At 68.1% G+C, this 18,153-nt stretch carries 13 protein-coding genes; 12 read left to right on the plus strand and 1 reads right to left on the minus strand.

Going from position 1 to position 18,153, the window contains the following annotated elements; translation table 11 throughout:
• Window positions 1–157: 157 nt before the first annotated feature.
• Complete coding sequence (gene arc / locus AAFP30_RS13240; RefSeq protein ID WP_419230380.1) at window positions 158–1,954, plus strand: proteasome ATPase; 1,797 nt, start codon at window positions 158–160, stop codon at window positions 1,952–1,954.
• 71 nt (window positions 1,955–2,025) lie between these two features.
• Window positions 2,026–4,368 carry an FHA domain-containing protein gene (locus AAFP30_RS13245; RefSeq protein WP_419230381.1) on the plus strand — a complete coding sequence of 781 codons (2,343 nt, stop codon included), beginning with the start codon at window positions 2,026–2,028 and terminating at the stop codon, window positions 4,366–4,368.
• Here the strand turns inward: AAFP30_RS13245 and glgP are convergent.
• The gene (gene glgP, locus AAFP30_RS13250) at window positions 4,331–6,982 is read right to left on the minus strand and encodes an alpha-glucan family phosphorylase (protein ID WP_419230382.1); all 2,652 of its coding nucleotides are present in this window, start codon (window positions 6,980–6,982) and stop codon (window positions 4,331–4,333) included. The two genes, AAFP30_RS13245 and glgP, sit on opposite strands and share 38 nt — an antisense overlap.
• A gap of 66 nt (window positions 6,983–7,048) precedes the next feature.
• Between glgP and dop the strand changes: the two genes are divergently transcribed.
• The 10 genes from dop (at window position 7,049) to AAFP30_RS13300 (ending at window position 18,096) form a co-directional block, all read left to right on the plus strand.
• Window positions 7,049–8,548: a depupylase/deamidase Dop gene (gene dop / locus AAFP30_RS13255; protein ID WP_419230383.1), complete on the plus strand. Its 1,500-nt coding sequence runs from the start codon at window positions 7,049–7,051 to the stop codon at window positions 8,546–8,548.
• A gap of 127 nt (window positions 8,549–8,675) precedes the next feature.
• Window positions 8,676–8,867 carry a ubiquitin-like protein Pup gene (locus tag AAFP30_RS13260; RefSeq protein WP_419230384.1) on the plus strand — a complete coding sequence of 64 codons (192 nt, stop codon included), beginning with the start codon at window positions 8,676–8,678 and terminating at the stop codon, window positions 8,865–8,867.
• Window positions 8,864–9,718, plus strand: coding sequence for a proteasome subunit beta (prcB, locus tag AAFP30_RS13265; RefSeq protein WP_419230385.1), 855 nt, complete (start codon window positions 8,864–8,866; stop codon window positions 9,716–9,718). The genes AAFP30_RS13260 and prcB overlap by 4 nt, the downstream gene beginning before the upstream one ends.
• Window positions 9,715–10,521 carry a proteasome subunit alpha gene (gene prcA, locus AAFP30_RS13270; RefSeq protein WP_419230386.1) on the plus strand — a complete coding sequence of 269 codons (807 nt, stop codon included), beginning with the start codon at window positions 9,715–9,717 and terminating at the stop codon, window positions 10,519–10,521. Before prcB ends, prcA begins: the two co-directional genes overlap by 4 nt.
• A 48-nt stretch (window positions 10,522–10,569) precedes the next feature.
• The gene (gene pafA, locus AAFP30_RS13275) at window positions 10,570–11,928 is read left to right on the plus strand and encodes a Pup--protein ligase (protein ID WP_419230387.1); all 1,359 of its coding nucleotides are present in this window, start codon (window positions 10,570–10,572) and stop codon (window positions 11,926–11,928) included.
• 16 nt (window positions 11,929–11,944) lie between these two features.
• Window positions 11,945–12,946, plus strand: coding sequence for a helix-turn-helix transcriptional regulator (locus AAFP30_RS13280; protein WP_419230388.1), 1,002 nt, complete (start codon window positions 11,945–11,947; stop codon window positions 12,944–12,946).
• On the plus strand, window positions 12,943–13,905 hold the full coding sequence (locus AAFP30_RS13285; RefSeq protein ID WP_419230389.1) for a helix-turn-helix transcriptional regulator: 963 nt from the start codon (window positions 12,943–12,945) through the stop codon (window positions 13,903–13,905). The genes AAFP30_RS13280 and AAFP30_RS13285 overlap by 4 nt, the downstream gene beginning before the upstream one ends.
• 61 nt (window positions 13,906–13,966) lie before the next feature.
• The gene (gene tatA / locus AAFP30_RS13290; protein ID WP_419230390.1) at window positions 13,967–14,230 is read left to right on the plus strand and encodes a Sec-independent protein translocase subunit TatA; all 264 of its coding nucleotides are present in this window, start codon (window positions 13,967–13,969) and stop codon (window positions 14,228–14,230) included.
• Window positions 14,231–14,242: 12 nt separating this feature from the next.
• Window positions 14,243–15,220, plus strand: coding sequence for a twin-arginine translocase subunit TatC (gene tatC, locus AAFP30_RS13295; RefSeq protein WP_419230391.1), 978 nt, complete (start codon window positions 14,243–14,245; stop codon window positions 15,218–15,220).
• Window positions 15,217–18,096 carry a DEAD/DEAH box helicase gene (locus tag AAFP30_RS13300; RefSeq protein WP_419230392.1) on the plus strand — a complete coding sequence of 960 codons (2,880 nt, stop codon included), beginning with the start codon at window positions 15,217–15,219 and terminating at the stop codon, window positions 18,094–18,096. The genes tatC and AAFP30_RS13300 overlap by 4 nt, the downstream gene beginning before the upstream one ends.
• The last annotated feature ends 57 nt before the right edge of the window (window positions 18,097–18,153 follow it).

The raw sequence follows: 18,153 nt of genomic DNA on the forward strand, positions 1-18,153 counted from the left end.
ACGTTGCGAATACGCACATTTAACAGACCGACAACGCCGAGAGTTGCGCGGTGTCCGGCGATTTCGCCGCCGCACCGGTAGCGTGGTGATACGGCGCAAACATGCAGCGGGCCAGGGAGTCCGGTGAGAGCGTGTTTGCCGGGGAGAGGAGTCAGCAATGACCGAATCTGACCGTCAGGGCGCCAGTGGCGCCGAACGTCACGGGCCCTCGGGTGCAGACCTGCCCGAAACCGACGAGAACTTCGTCCCCGCGTATTCGCCGATTCCACGGCCCGACGCCACCCAACGGCCGTCCTTCGGCCGGCCTTCGGATGCCGCCGAGCTGCAGGAGCGGGTAGACAACCTCACCGCGCGCAACGCCAAACTGCTCGACACGCTCAAAGAGGCCCGTCAGCAACTCGTCGCGCTCCGCGAAGAGGTCGATCGGCTCGGTCAGCCGCCCAGCGGCTACGGCGTGTTGCTCGAGATCTACCCCGACACCACCGTCGACGTGTTCACCTCCGGCCGCAAGATGCGGCTGACCTGCTCGCCGAACATCGAGGTCGAGACGCTGCACAAGGGCCAGACGCTGCGCCTGAACGAAGCGCTCACCATCGTCGAGGCCTGCGAGTTCGACTCGGTCGGCGAGATCAGCACGCTGCGCGAGATCCTCGGCGACGGCGAACGCGCCCTGGTCGTCGGGCATGCCGACGAGGAACGCGTCGTCTGGTTGGCCGAACCACTCCTGGGCGACGTCGACGGTGAGGACGGGCAGAAGCGCAAGCTGCGTCCGGGTGACTCGCTGCTCATCGACACCAAGGCCGGATTCGCGTTCGAGCGGGTGCCCAAGGCCGAGGTCGAGGACCTCGTTCTGGAAGAGGTGCCCGATGTCGGCTACGAGGACATCGGTGGTCTCGGCCGGCAGATCGAACAGATCCGCGACGCCGTCGAGTTGCCGTTCCTGCACAAGGACCTGTTCCGCGACTACGCACTGCGCCCGCCCAAGGGTGTGCTGCTCTACGGCCCTCCCGGCTGCGGCAAGACGCTCATCGCCAAGGCGGTCGCCAACTCGCTGGCGAAGAAGATCGCACAGGTCCGCGGCGACGACGCGAAGGAAGCCAAGTCGTACTTCCTGAACATCAAGGGCCCGGAGCTGCTCAACAAGTTCGTCGGTGAGACCGAACGCCACATCCGGCTGATCTTCCAGCGGGCGCGGGAGAAGGCGTCCGAGGGCACCCCGGTGATCGTGTTCTTCGACGAGATGGACTCGATCTTCCGGACCCGCGGTTCGGGTGTGTCATCGGACGTGGAGACCACGGTCGTGCCGCAGCTGCTCAGCGAGATCGACGGCGTCGAGGGCCTGGAGAACGTCATCGTGATCGGCGCCTCCAACCGCGAGGACATGATCGACCCCGCGATCCTGCGCCCAGGACGGCTCGACGTGAAGATCAAGATCGAGCGGCCCGACGCCGAATCGGCGATGGATATCTTCTCCAAGTACCTGGTGGAGGGGCTGCCGGTGCACGCCGACGACCTCAGCGAGTTCGGCGGCGACCGCACAGCCACCCTCAACGCGATGATCGAGAAGGTCGTCGAGCGCATGTACGCCGAGAGCGAGGACAACCGGTTCCTCGAGGTCACCTACGCCAACGGCGACAAAGAGGTCATGTACTTCAAGGACTTCAACTCGGGCGCGATGATCCAGAACGTCGTCGACCGGGCCAAGAAGTACGCGATCAAGTCGCAGCTCGACACCGGAACCCCGGGTCTACGGGTGCAGCACCTGTTCGATTCGATCCTCGACGAGTTCGCCGAGAACGAGGATCTGCCGAACACCACGAACCCCGACGACTGGGCACGCATCTCCGGCAAGAAGGGCGAGCGCATCGTCTACATCCGCACGCTGGTCACCGGCAAGAGCGCAGGCGCGAGCCGGGCCATCGACACCGAGACCAACACGGGGCAGTACCTGTAGGACGCATCCGATAGATCAACCGCAGTACACGCGCCCGGGGACCGGGCCACAGGCATTACAGTCATCTCTTGATGAACAGCCCTGTGACCGTCTCCGGGCGCGTGTCTGTCGGCTCGACGACGCGACCGCTGTCGACGGCCCGACGATTCACCGTAGGCCGCACCCCCGACAACGACCTCGACATCAACCATCCGCTCGTCTCGCGACGACACCTCGGCATCGAGTGGCGGGGACGAGCCTGGTATCTGGTCGATCTCGGCAGCACCAACGGTGTGTTCGTCGACGGCCGCCGGATCACCGAACTGCCGATCAGCACGACCACCCGCGTCCTCCTCGGAGATGCAACGACCGGCGCGCCGGTCACCGTGGTACTCGAGCAGGTGCGGCCGGGACCGCCGCCCCGCCCCGTGGTGCCACCGAAGCTGCACGCCGCGCCGCACATGCAGTCGCTCCTCTACAACATCGGTGACGCGGCGCGCCCCGACACGTTTGCGCTGCAGGGCGCGCAGACCATCGGCCGTACCCCGGACAACGACATCGTGGTGGCCGACGTCCTCGCCTCCCGCCACCACGCGCGGGTGATCGCCTCGCCGCAGGGTCTGCTCCTCGAGGACCTCGGCAGCGCAAACGGCACGCACGTCAACGGTCATCGCATCCCGCGTCGCCAACCCGTACCGGTATCCGACGGTGCCGTCATCACCATCGGTAACAGCGATCTGGTCGTCGCCGGCCGCACCCTGACCAAGGGGCGGCCGCCGTCGACCATTTCCGGTGGACTCGACGTGGAAGGGGTCGGGTTCGTCGTCGAGGGCACCAAGAGACTGCTCCACGACATCTCACTCGCCGCCCGTCCCGGCAGCCTGACCGCAGTCATCGGGCCGTCCGGTGCGGGCAAGTCGACGGTGTCGCGCATCATCGCCGGCATCAACGCACCCAGTACCGGCCGAGTCCGGTTCGAGGGCCGCGACATCCACGCCGAGTACGAGACGCTGCGCACCCGCATCGGCATGGTCCCGCAGCGCGACGTGCTGCACCACAAACTCACCCTGCGTCAGGCGCTGCGCTACGCCGCCGAGCTGCGGCTGCCGCCCGACCTCAACGCAGCGGACCGGGACGCGGTCATCGCCGGCGTGCTCGACGAACTCCAGCTCACCGAACACGTCGACACCCGCGTCGAGAAGCTCTCCGGCGGCCAGCAGAAACGTGCCTCGGTCGCGCTCGAGCTGCTGACCGGGCCGTCGCTGCTGATCCTCGACGAACCGACGTCGGGCCTCGACCCGGCCCTGGACCGGCAGGTGATGGCCACCCTCCGACGGCTCGCCGACGCCGGACGTGTGGTCGTCGTGGTCACCCACTCACTGACCCATCTGTCGATGTGTGATCAGGTGCTGCTGCTCGCGCCCGGCGGCAAGACCGCGTTCAGCGGCCCGCCCGGGGACGTCGGGCCGGCGATGGGTACCACCGACTGGGCCGACATCTTCGCCTTCGTCGCCGACCAGCCGGATGCCGCGCACCAGCGACATCTCGCGCGCAGCCGGCCGCGACCACCGGCACCGCCACCCGCGGCACCGCCCGGTGTACCGGAGGCCGTCCCCCAATCGTCGGGCTTCGGGCAGTGCAGCACGATCGCGCGCCGACAGGTGCGACTGATCTTCGCCGATCGCGGCTATCTGATCTTCCTGATGGTGATGCCCGTCGTGCTCGGTCTGCTCACCCTGGTGATCCCCGGCGACTACGGGTTCGCCGTCGACCGTCCACGCGGGACCGGTACCGAGGCGATCATGCTGCTGCTCGTGCTGGTCATCGGCGGTACCTTCATGGGCGCCGCCCTGACCATCCGCGACCTGGTCGGGGAACGCGACATCTTCGAACGCGAACGCGCCGTCGGTCTGCGACCCGGCGCTTACCTCGGTGCCAAGGTGCTGGTGTTCTTCGCGGCCGCCATCGCCCAGTCGGCGATCATGCTCGCCATCACGTACGTGGGCAAGGGGTTACCTGGCTCGGGTGTGGTGCTCCCCGGATCGATCGAACTGTTCTGCGCGGTCGCCGCGCTGGCGTGCGTGAGCACCGTCGTCGGCCTGGCCATCTCGTCCGCGGTCAAGTCCACCGAGCAGACCATGCCGCCGCTGGTCATCGTGATCATCGCCCAGATCGTGTTCTCCGGCGGCCTGTTTCACCTGAGCACGCCGGGGCTGGCGCAGCTCTCCTGGATCTTCCCGTCCTACTGGGGGTACGCGGCCGCGGCCCAGGCGGTCGATCTCAACCGCCTGGCGCCGCAACCGCCGGCCGACCGGGAAGCACTCTGGGACCCGACCATCGCGCACACCGTCATCTGCTACGGCATGCTCGGGGTGCTCACGCTCGTGCTGCTGGCGTTCACGTATTCACGACTGCGGCTGGCGCGCTCCCGATAGTCGTCCGCAGCGCCGGACCGAGATCCTCGGCGGTGCCCACCGGGTACCGGACCAGTCCGAGCTCGGCGTCGTCGGAGAGCTGCGGGTGCCGGGGCAGAACCCGCGCGGTGTACCCGAGCCGACCCGACCGGGACGGCACCAGCGACACCGTGAACAGCGTGCGGCCCGACGGGTCGGTGTCGGACGACGGTGTCATCTCCGCGATGACCGGATCCTCGATGTCGCCGTCGGCGGTGACCGGACCGATCAACGCCTGCACGGTCACCTGATCGGGCGCCAATTCGCCCAGCGCGATGTGCGCGGTCAGGTCGAGGCGCACCGTGCCCGGTCGATCGTCGGCCGACGTGTCGGTGCCGGCCTCGTCGATCCCGGCGACCTGGACCGTCGACCACCCGGTGTTCAGGACTCGCCGATAGGCGGCGAGGTCGCGGGCGGGCGCGTAGCCATCGGCGACGATCGAGCTGTACTGCGTCGCCGCGGGACCGTAGAGCGCGGTCGTGTAGTCGCGCACCATCCGGGAGGCCTGCACCTTCGGTCCCAGCCGACTCAGGGTGTGGCGCACCATCTCCACCCACCGTTCCGGTGTGCCGGTCGCCGACCGGTTGTAGAACAGCGGGATCACCGAGTCTTCCAGCAGTGAGTAGAGCGCCTCGGCCTCGAGGTCGTCGCGGCGGTGATCGTCGTGCACGCCCTCGGCCGACGGGATGGCCCAGCCGTTGTCGCCGTCGGCCATCTCGTCCCACCAGCCGTCCAGGATCGACAGGTTCAGCCCGCCGTTCATCGCCGACTTCATGCCCGAGGTGCCGCACGCCTCCATCGGGCGCACCGGATTGTTGAGCCAGACGTCGCAGCCGGCGTAGATGTCGCGGGCCATCGAGATGTCGTAGTCGGGCAGGAACACGATGCGGTTGCGCAGCTCGGGATCGTCGGAGAAGCGCACCATCTGCTGGATCAGCGCCTTACCGCCGTCGTCGGCGGGATGCGCCTTGCCGCCGATCACCAGCTGTACCGGGCGGTCCGGGTCGGTGAGGATGCGCCGCATCCGCTCCGGATCCCGCAGCATCAAGGTGAGGCGTTTGTAAGTGGCGGCGCGACGGGCGAAGCCGATCGTCAGGGCGTTCGGGTCGAAGATGTCGGCGGTCCAGCCCAACTCCGCGTCGGTGAATCCGCGGTCACGGCCGCTGGCGTGCGCCCGACGACGCACCTCCTCGACGAGTTGCCCGCGCAGGCTCACCCGGATCCGCCAGAGCTCGTCCCCGGACATCCCGGCGATCACCTCGGCCGCGGCGTCCTCGTCGCCCGGCGTCAGGTCCTGCCAGGTGCGGGCGGTCCAGGTGGGGCCGTGCACTCCGTTGGTGACCGCGCCGATCGGTACCTCGTCGGCGTCGAATCCCGGCCACAGGTCGGCGAACATCTTGCGGCTCACCGCACCGTGCAGCTGCGAGACGCCGTTGCTGCGCTGCCCGAGCCGAAAACCCATGTGCGCCATGTTGAACACGCCCGGGTCGGCTTCGTCGCCGAGTTCGAGGACGGTGGCCACCGGCAGGCCCGGCAGCAGCCGGGAGACACCCTGGTCGTCGGGTCCGAGGTAGTAGCGAACCATGTCGAGCGGGAACCGGTCGATGCCGGCCGGTACCGGAGTATGGGTGGTGAAGATATTGGACGCTCGTACCACTGCCTCTGCGGAGTCGAAGTCCAGTCCGGCGTCGCTGGTCAGCTCCCGGACGCGCTCGACACCCAAGAAGCCGGCGTGCCCCTCGTTCATGTGGAACACCGTCGGTTCCGCGTGACCGGACAGGCGGGTGTACTCGCGGACCGCTCGCACCCCGCCGATCCCGAGCAGGATCTCCTGCTTGATGCGGTGATCCTGGTCGCCGCCGTAGAGGCGGTCCGTGACATTGCGCAGTTCTTCGTCGTTGACCGGTAGGTCCGAGTCGAGCAGCAACAGGGGGATGCGGCCGACGGTCGCGACCCAGACGTTGGCGTGCAGGGTCCGCCCGCCCGGCACGGCGATCGTCACGACGACGGGCGTGTCGCCGTCGGCGAGCAACGTCAGCGGCATCGACGTCGGGTCGTTGACCGGATACCGCTCGAGCTGCCAGCCGTCGGCGGACAGGCTCTGGTGGAAGTAGCCCGACCGGTAGAACAGGCCGACGCCGATCAGCGGCAGGCCCAGATCCGACGCCGCCTTGAGATGATCGCCGGCGAGGATGCCGAGACCGCCGGAGTAGATGGGCAGCACCTCGGAGATGCCGAACTCCATCGAAAAGTAGGCAATGCCTTGCGGCGCAACCTTGTTCGTGTCGATCTCGGTGGCGTACGACGCGTCGAACCAGCGCGGTTCGCCGATGTAGCGGGCCAGGTCGTCGCTCTGTTCGCGCAGCCGTGCGAGAAAGGCGGCGTCGTCGGCTAGCTCGGCGACCCGGTCGGGATGCACCTCGGCGAGCAGCCGGAGGGGATCGCCGGTCGCCGCCCACAGGTCGGGGTCGATGGTGGCGAACAGTTCCTGGGTGGGCGCGTGCCACACCCAGCGCAAGTTGTGGGCGAGCGTGGTGAGTTCGGACAACTGGGCTGGGAGCGGCACCCGAACGGTGAACCGGCGGAAGGCTTTCACGGCGCAACCCTACCCAGGTGGCCACACGGGTGCGACCGATGCGGGATGAACATTTACCCTCGTCGTATGCAGCGAATCATCGGCACCGAGGTCGAGTACGGCATTTCCGCGCCGGGGGACCCGACCGCGAACCCGATCATGACGTCCACCCAGGCGGTCCTGGCCTACGCGGCGGCCGCCGGCGTACCGCGCGCCAAGCGCACCCGCTGGGACTACGAGGTGGAATCCCCGCTGCGCGATGCCCGTGGATTCGACCTCGGGCGCGGTGCCGGACCGGCCCCGATCATCGACGCCGACGAGATCGGCGCGGCCAACATGATCCTGACCAATGGAGCCCGCCTCTACGTCGATCACGCCCACCCCGAGTACTCCGCACCCGAGGTGACCGACCCGATGGACGCGGTGATCTGGGACAAGGCGGGGGAGCGGGTCATGGAGGCCGCCGCCCGACACGTCGCGAGTGTGCCCGGTGCGCCGCGCCTGCAGCTCTACAAGAACAACATCGACGGCAAGGGCGCCTCCTACGGCACCCACGAGAACTACCTGATGAACCGGGAGACCCCGTTCACCGCGGTGATCGCCGGACTCACCACCTTCTTCGCGTCGCGGCAGGTCATCACCGGCGCCGGCCGGGTCGGCATCGGTCAGTCCGGGGACGAGGCCGGTTTCCAGCTGTCCCAGCGCTCGGACTACATCGAGGTCGAGGTCGGTCTGGAGACCACCCTCAAGCGCGGCATCATCAACACCCGCGACGAACCGCACGCCGACCCCGAGCGCTATCGCCGGCTGCATGTGATCATCGGCGACGCCAACCTCGCCGAAACCGCCACCTACCTCAAGGTCGGCACCACCGCGTTGGTCCTCGACCTCATCGAGGCCGGCGTCGACTTCTCCGACATCGAACTGGCGCGGCCGGTCTCTGCGGTGCACGCCATCAGCCACGATCCGACGCTGGCCACCACCGTCGCGCTCACCGACGGACGCGAGGTCACCGCGCTCGCCTTGCAGCGTGAATATCTCGAACGCTGCCAGAAGTTCCACGACACCGAACACAGCGACGACACCCGCGCCGCCCACGTACTGCAGACCTGGGCCGACGTCCTCGACCGACTCGAACGCGATCCGCTCGAGTGCGCCGACATCCTCGACTGGCCGGCCAAACTCCGCATCCTGGAGGGCTTCCGGCAGCGGGAGAACCTGGGGTGGTCGGCGCCGCGCCTGCACCTCATCGACCTGCAGTACTCCGATGTGCGCCTGGACAAGGGCCTCTACAACCGGCTGGTGGCGCGTGGCTCGATGAAGCGTCTGGTCAGCGAAGAGGACGTGGTCCGTGCGATCCACGAACCCCCGGAGAACACCCGCGCGTACTTCCGTGGCGAATGCCTGCGCCGCTTCGGCGCCGACGTGGCCGCGGCCAGCTGGGATTCGGTGATCTTCGACCTGGGCGGCGACTCGCTGGTGCGGATCCCGACACTGGAACCGTTGCGCGGCAGCAAGGCGCACGTCGGGAAACTGCTCGATTCCGTTGATTCGGCCGCCGAACTCGTCGACCAGCTCACCACCTGACGGGTTCGGCGAAAAACGGTGCCGGGGCGCGCTTCCACCCGCCGCGGCGTGCGCACCGGTAGGGTGGGAGAACACGATTTCTCCACCCCGGTCGATGGCCGGGGAGGGCACGAGCGGGAGGCAGCAAATGGCGCAGGAACAGACCAAGCGCGGTGGCGGCGACGGCGACGACGAACTCGGCTCGGACGGCAGTGGCGGTCAGGAACGGCGTGAGAAGCTCGCCGAGGACACCGACGACCTGCTCGACGAGATCGACGACGTGCTCGAGGAGAACGCCGAGGACTTCGTCCGCGCCTATGTGCAGAAGGGCGGCCAGTGAGCGATCGGTTCAGTTCACTGCACCCTCAACCCACGTCCCGCCCCGACATCTCGTCGTTCACCGAATACCTGCGCGCGCATGCTCCCGAGCAACTGCCGCAGCATCGGGCTGAGCGGATGAACTTCCCCACGGGAGCCGCCGACGAGATCCCGCACGGCACCACCATCGTGGCGGTGTCCTACGCGGGTGGCGTCGTGCTCGCCGGTGACCGGCGAGCGACGATGGGCAACATGATCGCGACCCGCGACGTGCAGAAGACCTACATCACCGACGACTATTCGGCGGCCGGCATCGCGGGCACCGCGGGCATCGCCATCGAGATGGTGCGACTGTTCGCCGTCGAACTCGAGCACTACGAGAAGATCGAGGGCGTCCCACTCACGTTGGACGGCAAGGTTTCTCGGCTCGCGACGATGGTGCGCGGCAATCTCGGGGCGGCCATGCAGGGGCTCGCCGCGATCCCGTTGCTCGTCGGGTTCGACATCGACCACGAAGACCGGTCCGAACGCGGCCGCATCTTCACCTTCGACGTCGCAGGCGATCGCCACGAGGAACTCGGCGGCTATCACGCCATCGGGTCGGGCTCGGTGTTCGCCAAGTCGTCGCTGAAGAAGCTGTACCGCAACGACCTCGACGAGGCCGGTGCGTTGTCGATCTGTGTCGAGTCGCTCTACGACGCGGCCGACGACGACTCGGCGACCGGTGGTCCCGACCTGATCCGCCGGATCTTCCCGACCGCGGTCGTGGTGTCGGCCGACGGTGCCCGCGAGGTGCCGGCGCCCGAGATCGAGACGACGGCCCGGGCGATCCTCGACCGCCGTGCGGCCGAGCATGAGGGGGAGGCGCGATGACATTCCCGTATTACGCCAGCGCCGAGCAGATCATGCGCGATCGCTCGGAGCTCGCGCGCAAAGGTATCGCTCGTGGCCGCAGCGTTGTCGCGTTGACCTACGCCGACGGGGTGCTGTTCGTGGCGGAGAATCCGTCGAACACGTTGCGCAAGGTCAGCGAGATCTACGACCGCATAGGGTTCGCCGCGGTCGGCAAGTACAACGAGTTCGAGAGCCTGCGCAAGGCCGGGATTCAGCTCGCGGACATGCGCGGATACAGCTACGACCGCGCCGACGTGAGTGGTCTGTCGCTGGCCAACGCGTACGCCAACACCCTGGGCGCGGTGTTCACCGAGCAACCCAAGCCGTACGAGGTCGAGCTCTGCGTCGCCGAGGTCGCCAAGCCGGGCAAGCAGACGCCGTCGCAGCTCTACCGCATCAGCTACGACGGGTCGATCGCCGACGAGACGCGGTTCATCGTGATGGGCGGCGCGACGGAGTCGATCACCGCGACCCTGCGGGACAAGTATCAGCCGGACCTGGATCTCTCGGCAGCGGTGGAGTTGGCGGTGTCCGCGCTGACCACCCCGCCGGACGGTGGCAACGGCTCGTCCTCGGCGTCGACGCCACCACCCGCACCCCGGGTGCTGACCGCCGCGGATCTGGAGGTGGCGGTCCTCGACCGCAACCGTCCGCGTCGCGCGTTCAAGCGTCTGGCGCAGGCCGCGGTCACCGACATGCTCCCGGCGGCGGCCGTTGCCGGTGACGAATCGACCGGGGGAGACCCGTCGGAACCGGGTTCGCCGGCCGACCCCGATTCCTGACCGTGCGTCGCACGGTCACCGGGGGTTTCCGCGGGTAGTGTTTGACTTGTGCAGCGTCGAATCATGGGAATCGAGACCGAGTTCGGTGTCACGTGCACCTTCCACGGTCACCGTCGGCTGAGTCCGGACGAGGTGGCTCGCTACCTCTTCCGGCGGGTCGTGTCGTGGGGTCGGTCGTCGAACGTGTTCCTGCAGAACGGCGCCCGGCTCTACCTCGATGTGGGATCGCATCCGGAGTATGCGACCGCCGAATGCGACAGCCTCATCCAGCTGATCAATCACGACCGGGCCGGTGAGCTCGTGCTGGAGGATCTGCTGGTCGACGCCGAGCAGCGGCTCGCCGACGAGGGCATCGGCGGCGACATCTACCTGTTCAAGAACAACACCGACTCCGCGGGCAACTCGTACGGCTGCCACGAGAACTACCTCGTGGTGCGCGCCGGCGAGTTCTCCCGGATCTCCGATGTGCTGCTGCCGTTCCTGGTGACCCGGCAGCTGATCTGCGGTGCCGGCAAGGTGCTGCAGACCCCGAAGGCCGCCACCTTCTGCCTGTCGCAGCGCGCCGAACACATCTGGGAGGGCGTGTCGTCGGCAACCACCCGGTCGCGGCCGATCATCAACACCCGCGACGAACCGCACGCCGATGCCGAGAAGTACCGGCGCCTGCACGTCATCGTCGGCGACTCCAACATGTCGGAGATGACGACCCTGCTCAAGGTCGGTTCCGCCGCGCTGGTGCTGGAGATGATCGAGGCCGGCGTCGCCTTCCGTGACTTCGCCCTCGACAACCCGATCCGCGCGATCCGCGAGGTCAGCCACGATCCCACCGGCCGACGTCCGGTGCGGCTGGCCGGCGGGCGGCAGGCCAGCGCCATCGACATCCAGCGCGAATATCACGCCCGCGCCGTCGAGCACATGACCAACCGGCGCCCGGACCCGGAGATGGACAAGGTCGTCGACCTGTGGGGACGGATGCTCGACGCGGTGGAGAGCGGCGACTTCTCCGGCGTCGACACCGAGGTCGACTGGGTCATCAAGCGCAAACTGTTCCAGCGGTACCAGGACCGGTACTCGATGGACCTGTCGGACCCCAAGATCGCGCAACTCGACCTCGCCTTCCACGACATCAAACGCGGACGCGGCGTGTTCGACCTACTGTCCCGCAAGGGTCTGGTCACCCGGTTGACCACCGACGAGGCGATCGCGACCGCGGTCAACGAGCCGCCGCAGACCACGCGGGCCAAACTCCGCGGCGATTTCATCTCGGCGGCGCAGAAGGCCGGCCGTGACTTCACCGTCGACTGGGTGCATCTCAAGCTCAACGATCAAGCCCAACGCACCGTCCTGTGTAAAGATCCGTTCCGGTCTGTGGACGAGCGCGTCGATCGCCTGATCGCCTCCATGTAGTGACTAGGCTGGGCCGGTGGCAACCCAGAAAGCCGAACGCCTGCTCAACCTGGTGATCTGCCTGCTGTCGTCCAAGCAGTTCGTGACCGCGGACTACATCCGCCGCAACATCACCGGCTACAACGACGACGCGCAGTCCGATGACGCCTTCAACCGGATGTTCGAGCGCGACAAAAACGAACTCCGCGACCTCGGCATCCCGCTGGTCACCGGCCGCGACCGACTGGCCGCGGGCAGTGATGGCTATCGCATCATGCGCGAGCACTACGACCTGCCCGACATCTCCCTCGACCACGCCGAGGCCGCGATCGTCGCGATGGCCGCCGCCTGGTGGAGCACCCCCGAGGTCTCGACCATCACCCAGACCGCCCTGCTCAAGCTGCGGGCCGCCGGGATCGACGTGCGCGCCGATGACGACGACGAGATCGGGTTCTCCGCGGCGCTGTCCCCACGCTCGGTCGGCTCGGAATCCGCGCTGGCCGCGATGCTCTCGGCGATCGGTGACGCCCAACCGGTGACCTTCGCCTACCGGCCGGGGGCCGCGGCGGCGAGCACCACCCGCACCCTCGAACCGTGGGGTGTGGCCACCTACCGTGGCCGCTGGTACGTCGTCGGACACGACCGCGACCGCGCCGCGACCCGCACCTTCCGGCTGTCCCGCGTCGCCGAGGTCACCCCGATCGACGACCCCGGCGACGTGACCGTGCCCGGCGACATCGACCTGCAGCAGATCGTGTCGTCCGCGGTGGATTCGGCCGCCGGCTCCGACGGCGGTACCGCGCAGATCTGGGTGGCCCGCGACCGGGCCGCCGGTCTACGACGCATCGCGGTCACCACGACCCCCCGCGAGCTCGACGGCGACCAGGGTGACGTGCTGGAGATCGAGATCCGGTCACTGGGCACGCTGACGCGGATGGTGCTCGGCGCGGGTGCCGATGCCGTGGCGCTGGCCCCGGCCGAACTGGTCGGCGAGGTCGTCGCCGGCCTCGACACGCTGGTGGGGGTGAGCATCCGATGACGGCCCGACCCGACCGGTTCAGCCGCCTGCTCGCGCTGGTCCCGTACTTCGCCAGCCGCAGCGGCATCTCCATCAGTACGGCCGCCGACGACCTCGGCATCACCGAGAAACAGCTGACCAAGGATCTCGAACTGCTCTTCGTGTGCGGGCTGCCCGGCTACTTCCCGCACGATCTCATCGACCTGCAGTTCGAGCAGGGCCACGTCGAGGTCGGCTTCACCGCAGGCATGGACCGGCCGCTGCGGCTGACCACCACCGAGGCGAGCACCATGCTGGTCGCGTTGCGGGCGCTGCTGGACATGCCGGGCGCCGTCGACCGGGCCGCCGCGCGTCGGGCGATCGCGAAGATCGAGGAGGCCGTCGGCGCCACGAACACCCCCGTCGCCGCCGGCACCGATGACAACTCCGACGACGACAACCCCACCTACTCCGTGATCCGCGATGCCGTCACCCGCGACCGGGCGCTGCGCCTGCGGTACTACTCGGCCACCCGCGACAGCGTGTCCGAACGCATCGTCGACCCACTGCGTCTACAGACCGTCGACAACAACACCTACCTCGAGGCGTGGTGCCGCAACGCCGAGGGCGTCCGGCTGTTCCGGTTCGACCGGGTGGAGAGCGCCGAGATCCTCGAGGAGCCGGCGGCGCCGCCGGCCGAGGCGGCCGCCCACCCGCAGTCGGCGGTGCTCTCCGACAACCCGGAGTTGCCGTCGGCGACCATCGAGATCGATCCGTCGCAACTGTGGATCCTCGACTACTACCTCATCGACCCGCTCGAACCGGCCGACGATCGTCCCGATCCCGACCTGCCGCTGCGGGCGCAGATGGTCTACGGTTCCGCGGACTGGCTGACCCGGTTCCTGCTGGGCTTCGGCGGGAAGGTGCGCCTGCTGTCCGACCCGGCCATCGCCGAGCGCGTCACGGCGTCGGCCACCGCCGCGCGCGGCCGGTACCAGTGACCATCGGCGAACCGCAATCACTCGGGTAGCATGAACACATCCAATTCGGGAGGTGGATCTCATGGGCGCCATTCAGCCTTGGCACATCATTCTTGTGCTCCTCGTGTTCCTCATCTTGTTCGGTTCCAAGAAGCTCCCCGATGCCGCACGTGGTCTCGGCCGGTCGATGCGCATCTTCAAGAGCGAGGTCAAGGAGATGCAGAACGACGGCAAACCCGACGATGTGACGCCTGCGCCGCCGGTCACCCGGGAACTCCCCACCGGCGAGGTCGTGCAGAATCCGGCGCCGCACACCACCACCGACCCCACGAGGAAGTCCGCGTAGGCACTCGGCACGGTGCGCATCCCCTTCGACCCGAGAACACGTAAGCGCAAACTCAACCCCGACGGCACCATGTCGTTGGTCGAGCACCTCTACGAGTTGCGCACGCGTGTGGTGATCGCGATGATCGCGATCCTGTTCACGACCATCATCGGTTTCCTCTGGTATTCGCACAGCTTCTTCGGCATCGAGTCGCTCGGCGACATGATCAAGGGGCCGTACTGCTCGCTGCCCCCGGAGACCCGTGCGTCGTTGACTCCCGACGATGCCTGCCGACTCCTCGCGACCGGCCCGTTCGACCAGTTCATGCTGCGACTGAAGGTCGCCTTGACCGCGGGTCTTGTCCTGGCCTGCCCGATCTGGCTCTACCAGATCTGGCAGTTCATCACTCCCGGGCTGCTGGCCAAGGAACGCCGCTACGCCGTCGGTTTCGTGACCGCGGCGTCGGTGCTGTTCGTGACCGGTGCCGTCCTCGCGTACCTGGTGGTCGCCAAGGCCTTCCACTTCCTGCTGACTGTCGGCAGCGATGTGCAGGTCACCGCGCTGGCGGGTGACCAGTACTTCAACTTCATGCTGCATCTGCTGGTGATCTTCGGTGTCAGCTTCGAGATGCCGCTGCTGGTCATCGCCCTCAATCTGATCGGCGTGCTGACCTACGAGCGTCTCAAGAAGTGGCGCCGCGGTCTGATCTTCGCCATGTTCGTGTTCGCGGCCATCGTCACGCCCGGCTCCGATCCGTTCACCATGTCCGCACTGGCCATCGCGCTGTCGGTGCTGCTGGAGTTCTCCATCCAGTTCGCCCGCATCAACGACCGGCGCCGTGCCCGCACCGCACCGGCGTGGGCGGCGGTCTCCGATGACGAGGCCAGCCCGCTCGACGGGTCGACCTCGGCACCCGCGTCGTCGTCGATCGGCGCGAGCGCCCCCGTGGCCACGCCGGCCCCGATCCGTACCTCCGCCCGCGACCGCGACACCTTCGACGACGTCCTGTGACCCAACTCGACGAGTTCACCGCGCGGCTCGCCTTCCGCCTCGACGATTTCCAGCAACGGGCGTGCGCCGCACTCGAAGGCGGTCACGGGGTGCTCGTGTGCGCCCCGACCGGCGCAGGCAAGACGATCGTGGGGGAGTTCGCCGTCCACCTCGCGTTGGCCGGCGGTACCAAATGCTTCTACACCACACCGATCAAGGCGCTCTCGAACCAGAAGTACGCCGACCTCGTCGCGATCCACGGCGCCGACAACGTCGGCCTGCTCACCGGCGACAACTCCATCAACTCCAGCGCACCCGTCGTGGTCATGACGACCGAAGTCGTGCGTAACATGATCTACGCGGAATCACCTGCACTGCATGGTCTTTCGCATGTCGTGATGGATGAGGTGCACTTCCTGGCGGACCGCTTCCGCGGAGCGGTGTGGGAGGAGGTCATCCTGCACCTCGAACCGTCGGTACGGGTGGTCAGCCTGTCGGCGACGGTCAGCAACGCCGAGGAGTTCGGCGACTGGATTCAGACCGTCCGCGGCGACACCACCGTCATCGTCGACGAGCACCGCCCGGTGCCGCTGACCCAGCACATGCTGGTCGGCTCACGCATGTTCGACCTCTTCGAACCCACCGCAGACCGTCGGCAGGAGCGCGCGCGGCCGGAGGTCAACCAGGAACTCAAGCGCTACATCCGGCACCAGATGCTGATGGCCGACGACCGCGACACCCGACGCGACCGCGGCGGGGATCATCGGGGGCGCGGCCGGTCCTCACCGGGCGGTGGCGGACGCAGCACCGGACGGTATGGCGGCGGCAACCGCGGCGGTGGACGCCGCACCGGAGGCATGCGCCCCCCGTCGCGCCCCGATCTCGTCGCCCGCCTCGACCGCGAAGGCCTGCTTCCGGCAATCGGCTTCATCTTCTCCCGCGCCGGCTGTGACGGTGCGCTCGCCCAATGCCTGCGCTCGGGCCTGACCCTGCTCACCCCCGAGGAGGCCACCCTCGTCGACGAGGTCGTCGACCGGCACCTCACCGAACTCTCGCCGGCCGACGAGGACGTCCTCGGCGTACCCGAGTGGCGCGCCGGACTGCGGCGAGGATTCGCGGCGCATCACGCCGGGTTACTGCCGACCTTCCGGCACGCCGTCGAGGAACTCTTCACCCAGGGTCTGGTCAAGATGGTGTTCGCCACCGAGACCCTCGCCCTGGGCATCAACATGCCTGCCCGGACCGTCGTGCTGGAACGGCTGATCAAATACAACGGCGAGGCGCACGTCGAACTCACCGCAGGCGAGTACACGCAGCTGACCGGGCGGGCCGGCCGGCGCGGCATCGACGTCGAAGGACATGCGGTCGTCGTCTGGACTCCCGAGGTCAACCCCGACGCGGTCGCCGGGCTCGCCGGTGCCCGCACGTTCCCGCTGCGTAGCTCGTTCGCGCCGGAATACAACATGGCGGTCAACCTCATCGGCCGGCTCGGGCTCGCCGGATCACGTGAACTGCTCAACCGGTCGTTCGCGCAGTTCCAGGCCGACCGTTCGGTCGTCGGGCAGGCCCGCAAGGTCGACGACGCCCGTCGCCGGCTCCGCAAGCTCGACGTCGAGTTGGCCGGGGCGGCCGAACATCGCGGTCTCGACGCCGGGCTGGTGCTCGCCGAGACCGACGAACCCGACTCCGACGATGACGTCGATCCCTTCGTGGACCCGTACGCCGGGTTCCTCGGCTACATGCAGTTGCGGGAGGAGATCCGCCGCCGCGAACGCGATCTGAAGACCCAGAAACGTTGGGAGAACTCCACTTCGACCATCGCCGACCTCGGCGCACTCAAACGCGGTCACGTCATCGGCCTCTACGGCGGTCGGCATCGCGGGCTGGCGGTGGTACTCGAACCGGCGACGGTTGCGGTCGACCCCAAGCCGCTCGTGCTGTCCGAGGACGCCTGGTGCGGTCGGGTCGCCGCACGCGACTTCGTCAACCCGCCGGAGGTGCTCGGGCACATGCGGCTGCCCAAGCACGTCGACCGACGTACCGGCCGCGGTCGCCGCGACCTGGCGTCGGCGTTGCGGTCCACCGGCATCGAGCTGCCGAAGGGACGCTCGAAGAAACGTGCCGCAGCCGCCGACGACCGCGAACTGAACCACCTGCGGTCGGCGCTGCGGGCGCACCCGGCGCACAAACTCGGCGGCGACGACGAACTGTTCCGGCTCGCCGAACGCCGCAACCGACTCGTCCGCGAGATCGTGTCCGCCGAACGGGTGATCGGGGAGCGGACCTCGACGCTGGGCGTGATGTTCGACCAGATCGTCGGCGTGCTCGACGACATGGGCTATCTCGCGATCCGTGGCGGTGCCGGGCAGATCGTCACCCCGGCCGGGCAGCTGCTGAGCCGCATCTACAGCGAGAGCGACCTGCTCGTCGCCGAATGCATCCGGGCCGACACCTGGGACGGACTCGCGCCCCACGAACTGGCCGCGGTCGTCGCGTCGATGGTGTTCGAGGCCCGCCGCGAGAGCTTCTCCGGCGTCGATGCCATGGCCGGGCACACCGCGGTGCGCAGCGCGCTGATCGACACCATCAACGCGTGGCGCGACCTCACCGAGGTGGAGGCCCGGCACCGGGTCAGCCCCACCCGCGAACCGGACACCGGGTTCTCGGTCGCGGTGTCGCTGTGGGCGTCGGGTCGATCGCTGACCGAATCACTGGCCGCCGCGGGCGAACGTGGCCAACTGCTGTCGCCGGGCGACTTCGTCCGCTGGAACCGTCAGGTCGTCGACCTGCTCGAACAGATCCGGCTCGGCGTCGGACCCGAGGCCCGCCTGGCCGTCGCGGCACGCTCGGCGGTGTCGTCGATTCGGCGCGGCGTTGTTGCCGTCGAGCTCGGCTGATGGTGCGGTAACGTTTTTTCGCGGTACCGGTGGCCGTCATCGGGGGAATCGGGAGGA

Source organism: Gordonia sp. CPCC 205515 (assembly GCF_048537925.1).
In the GTDB taxonomy this organism is placed as follows: Bacteria; Actinomycetota; Actinomycetes; order Mycobacteriales; family Mycobacteriaceae; genus Gordonia.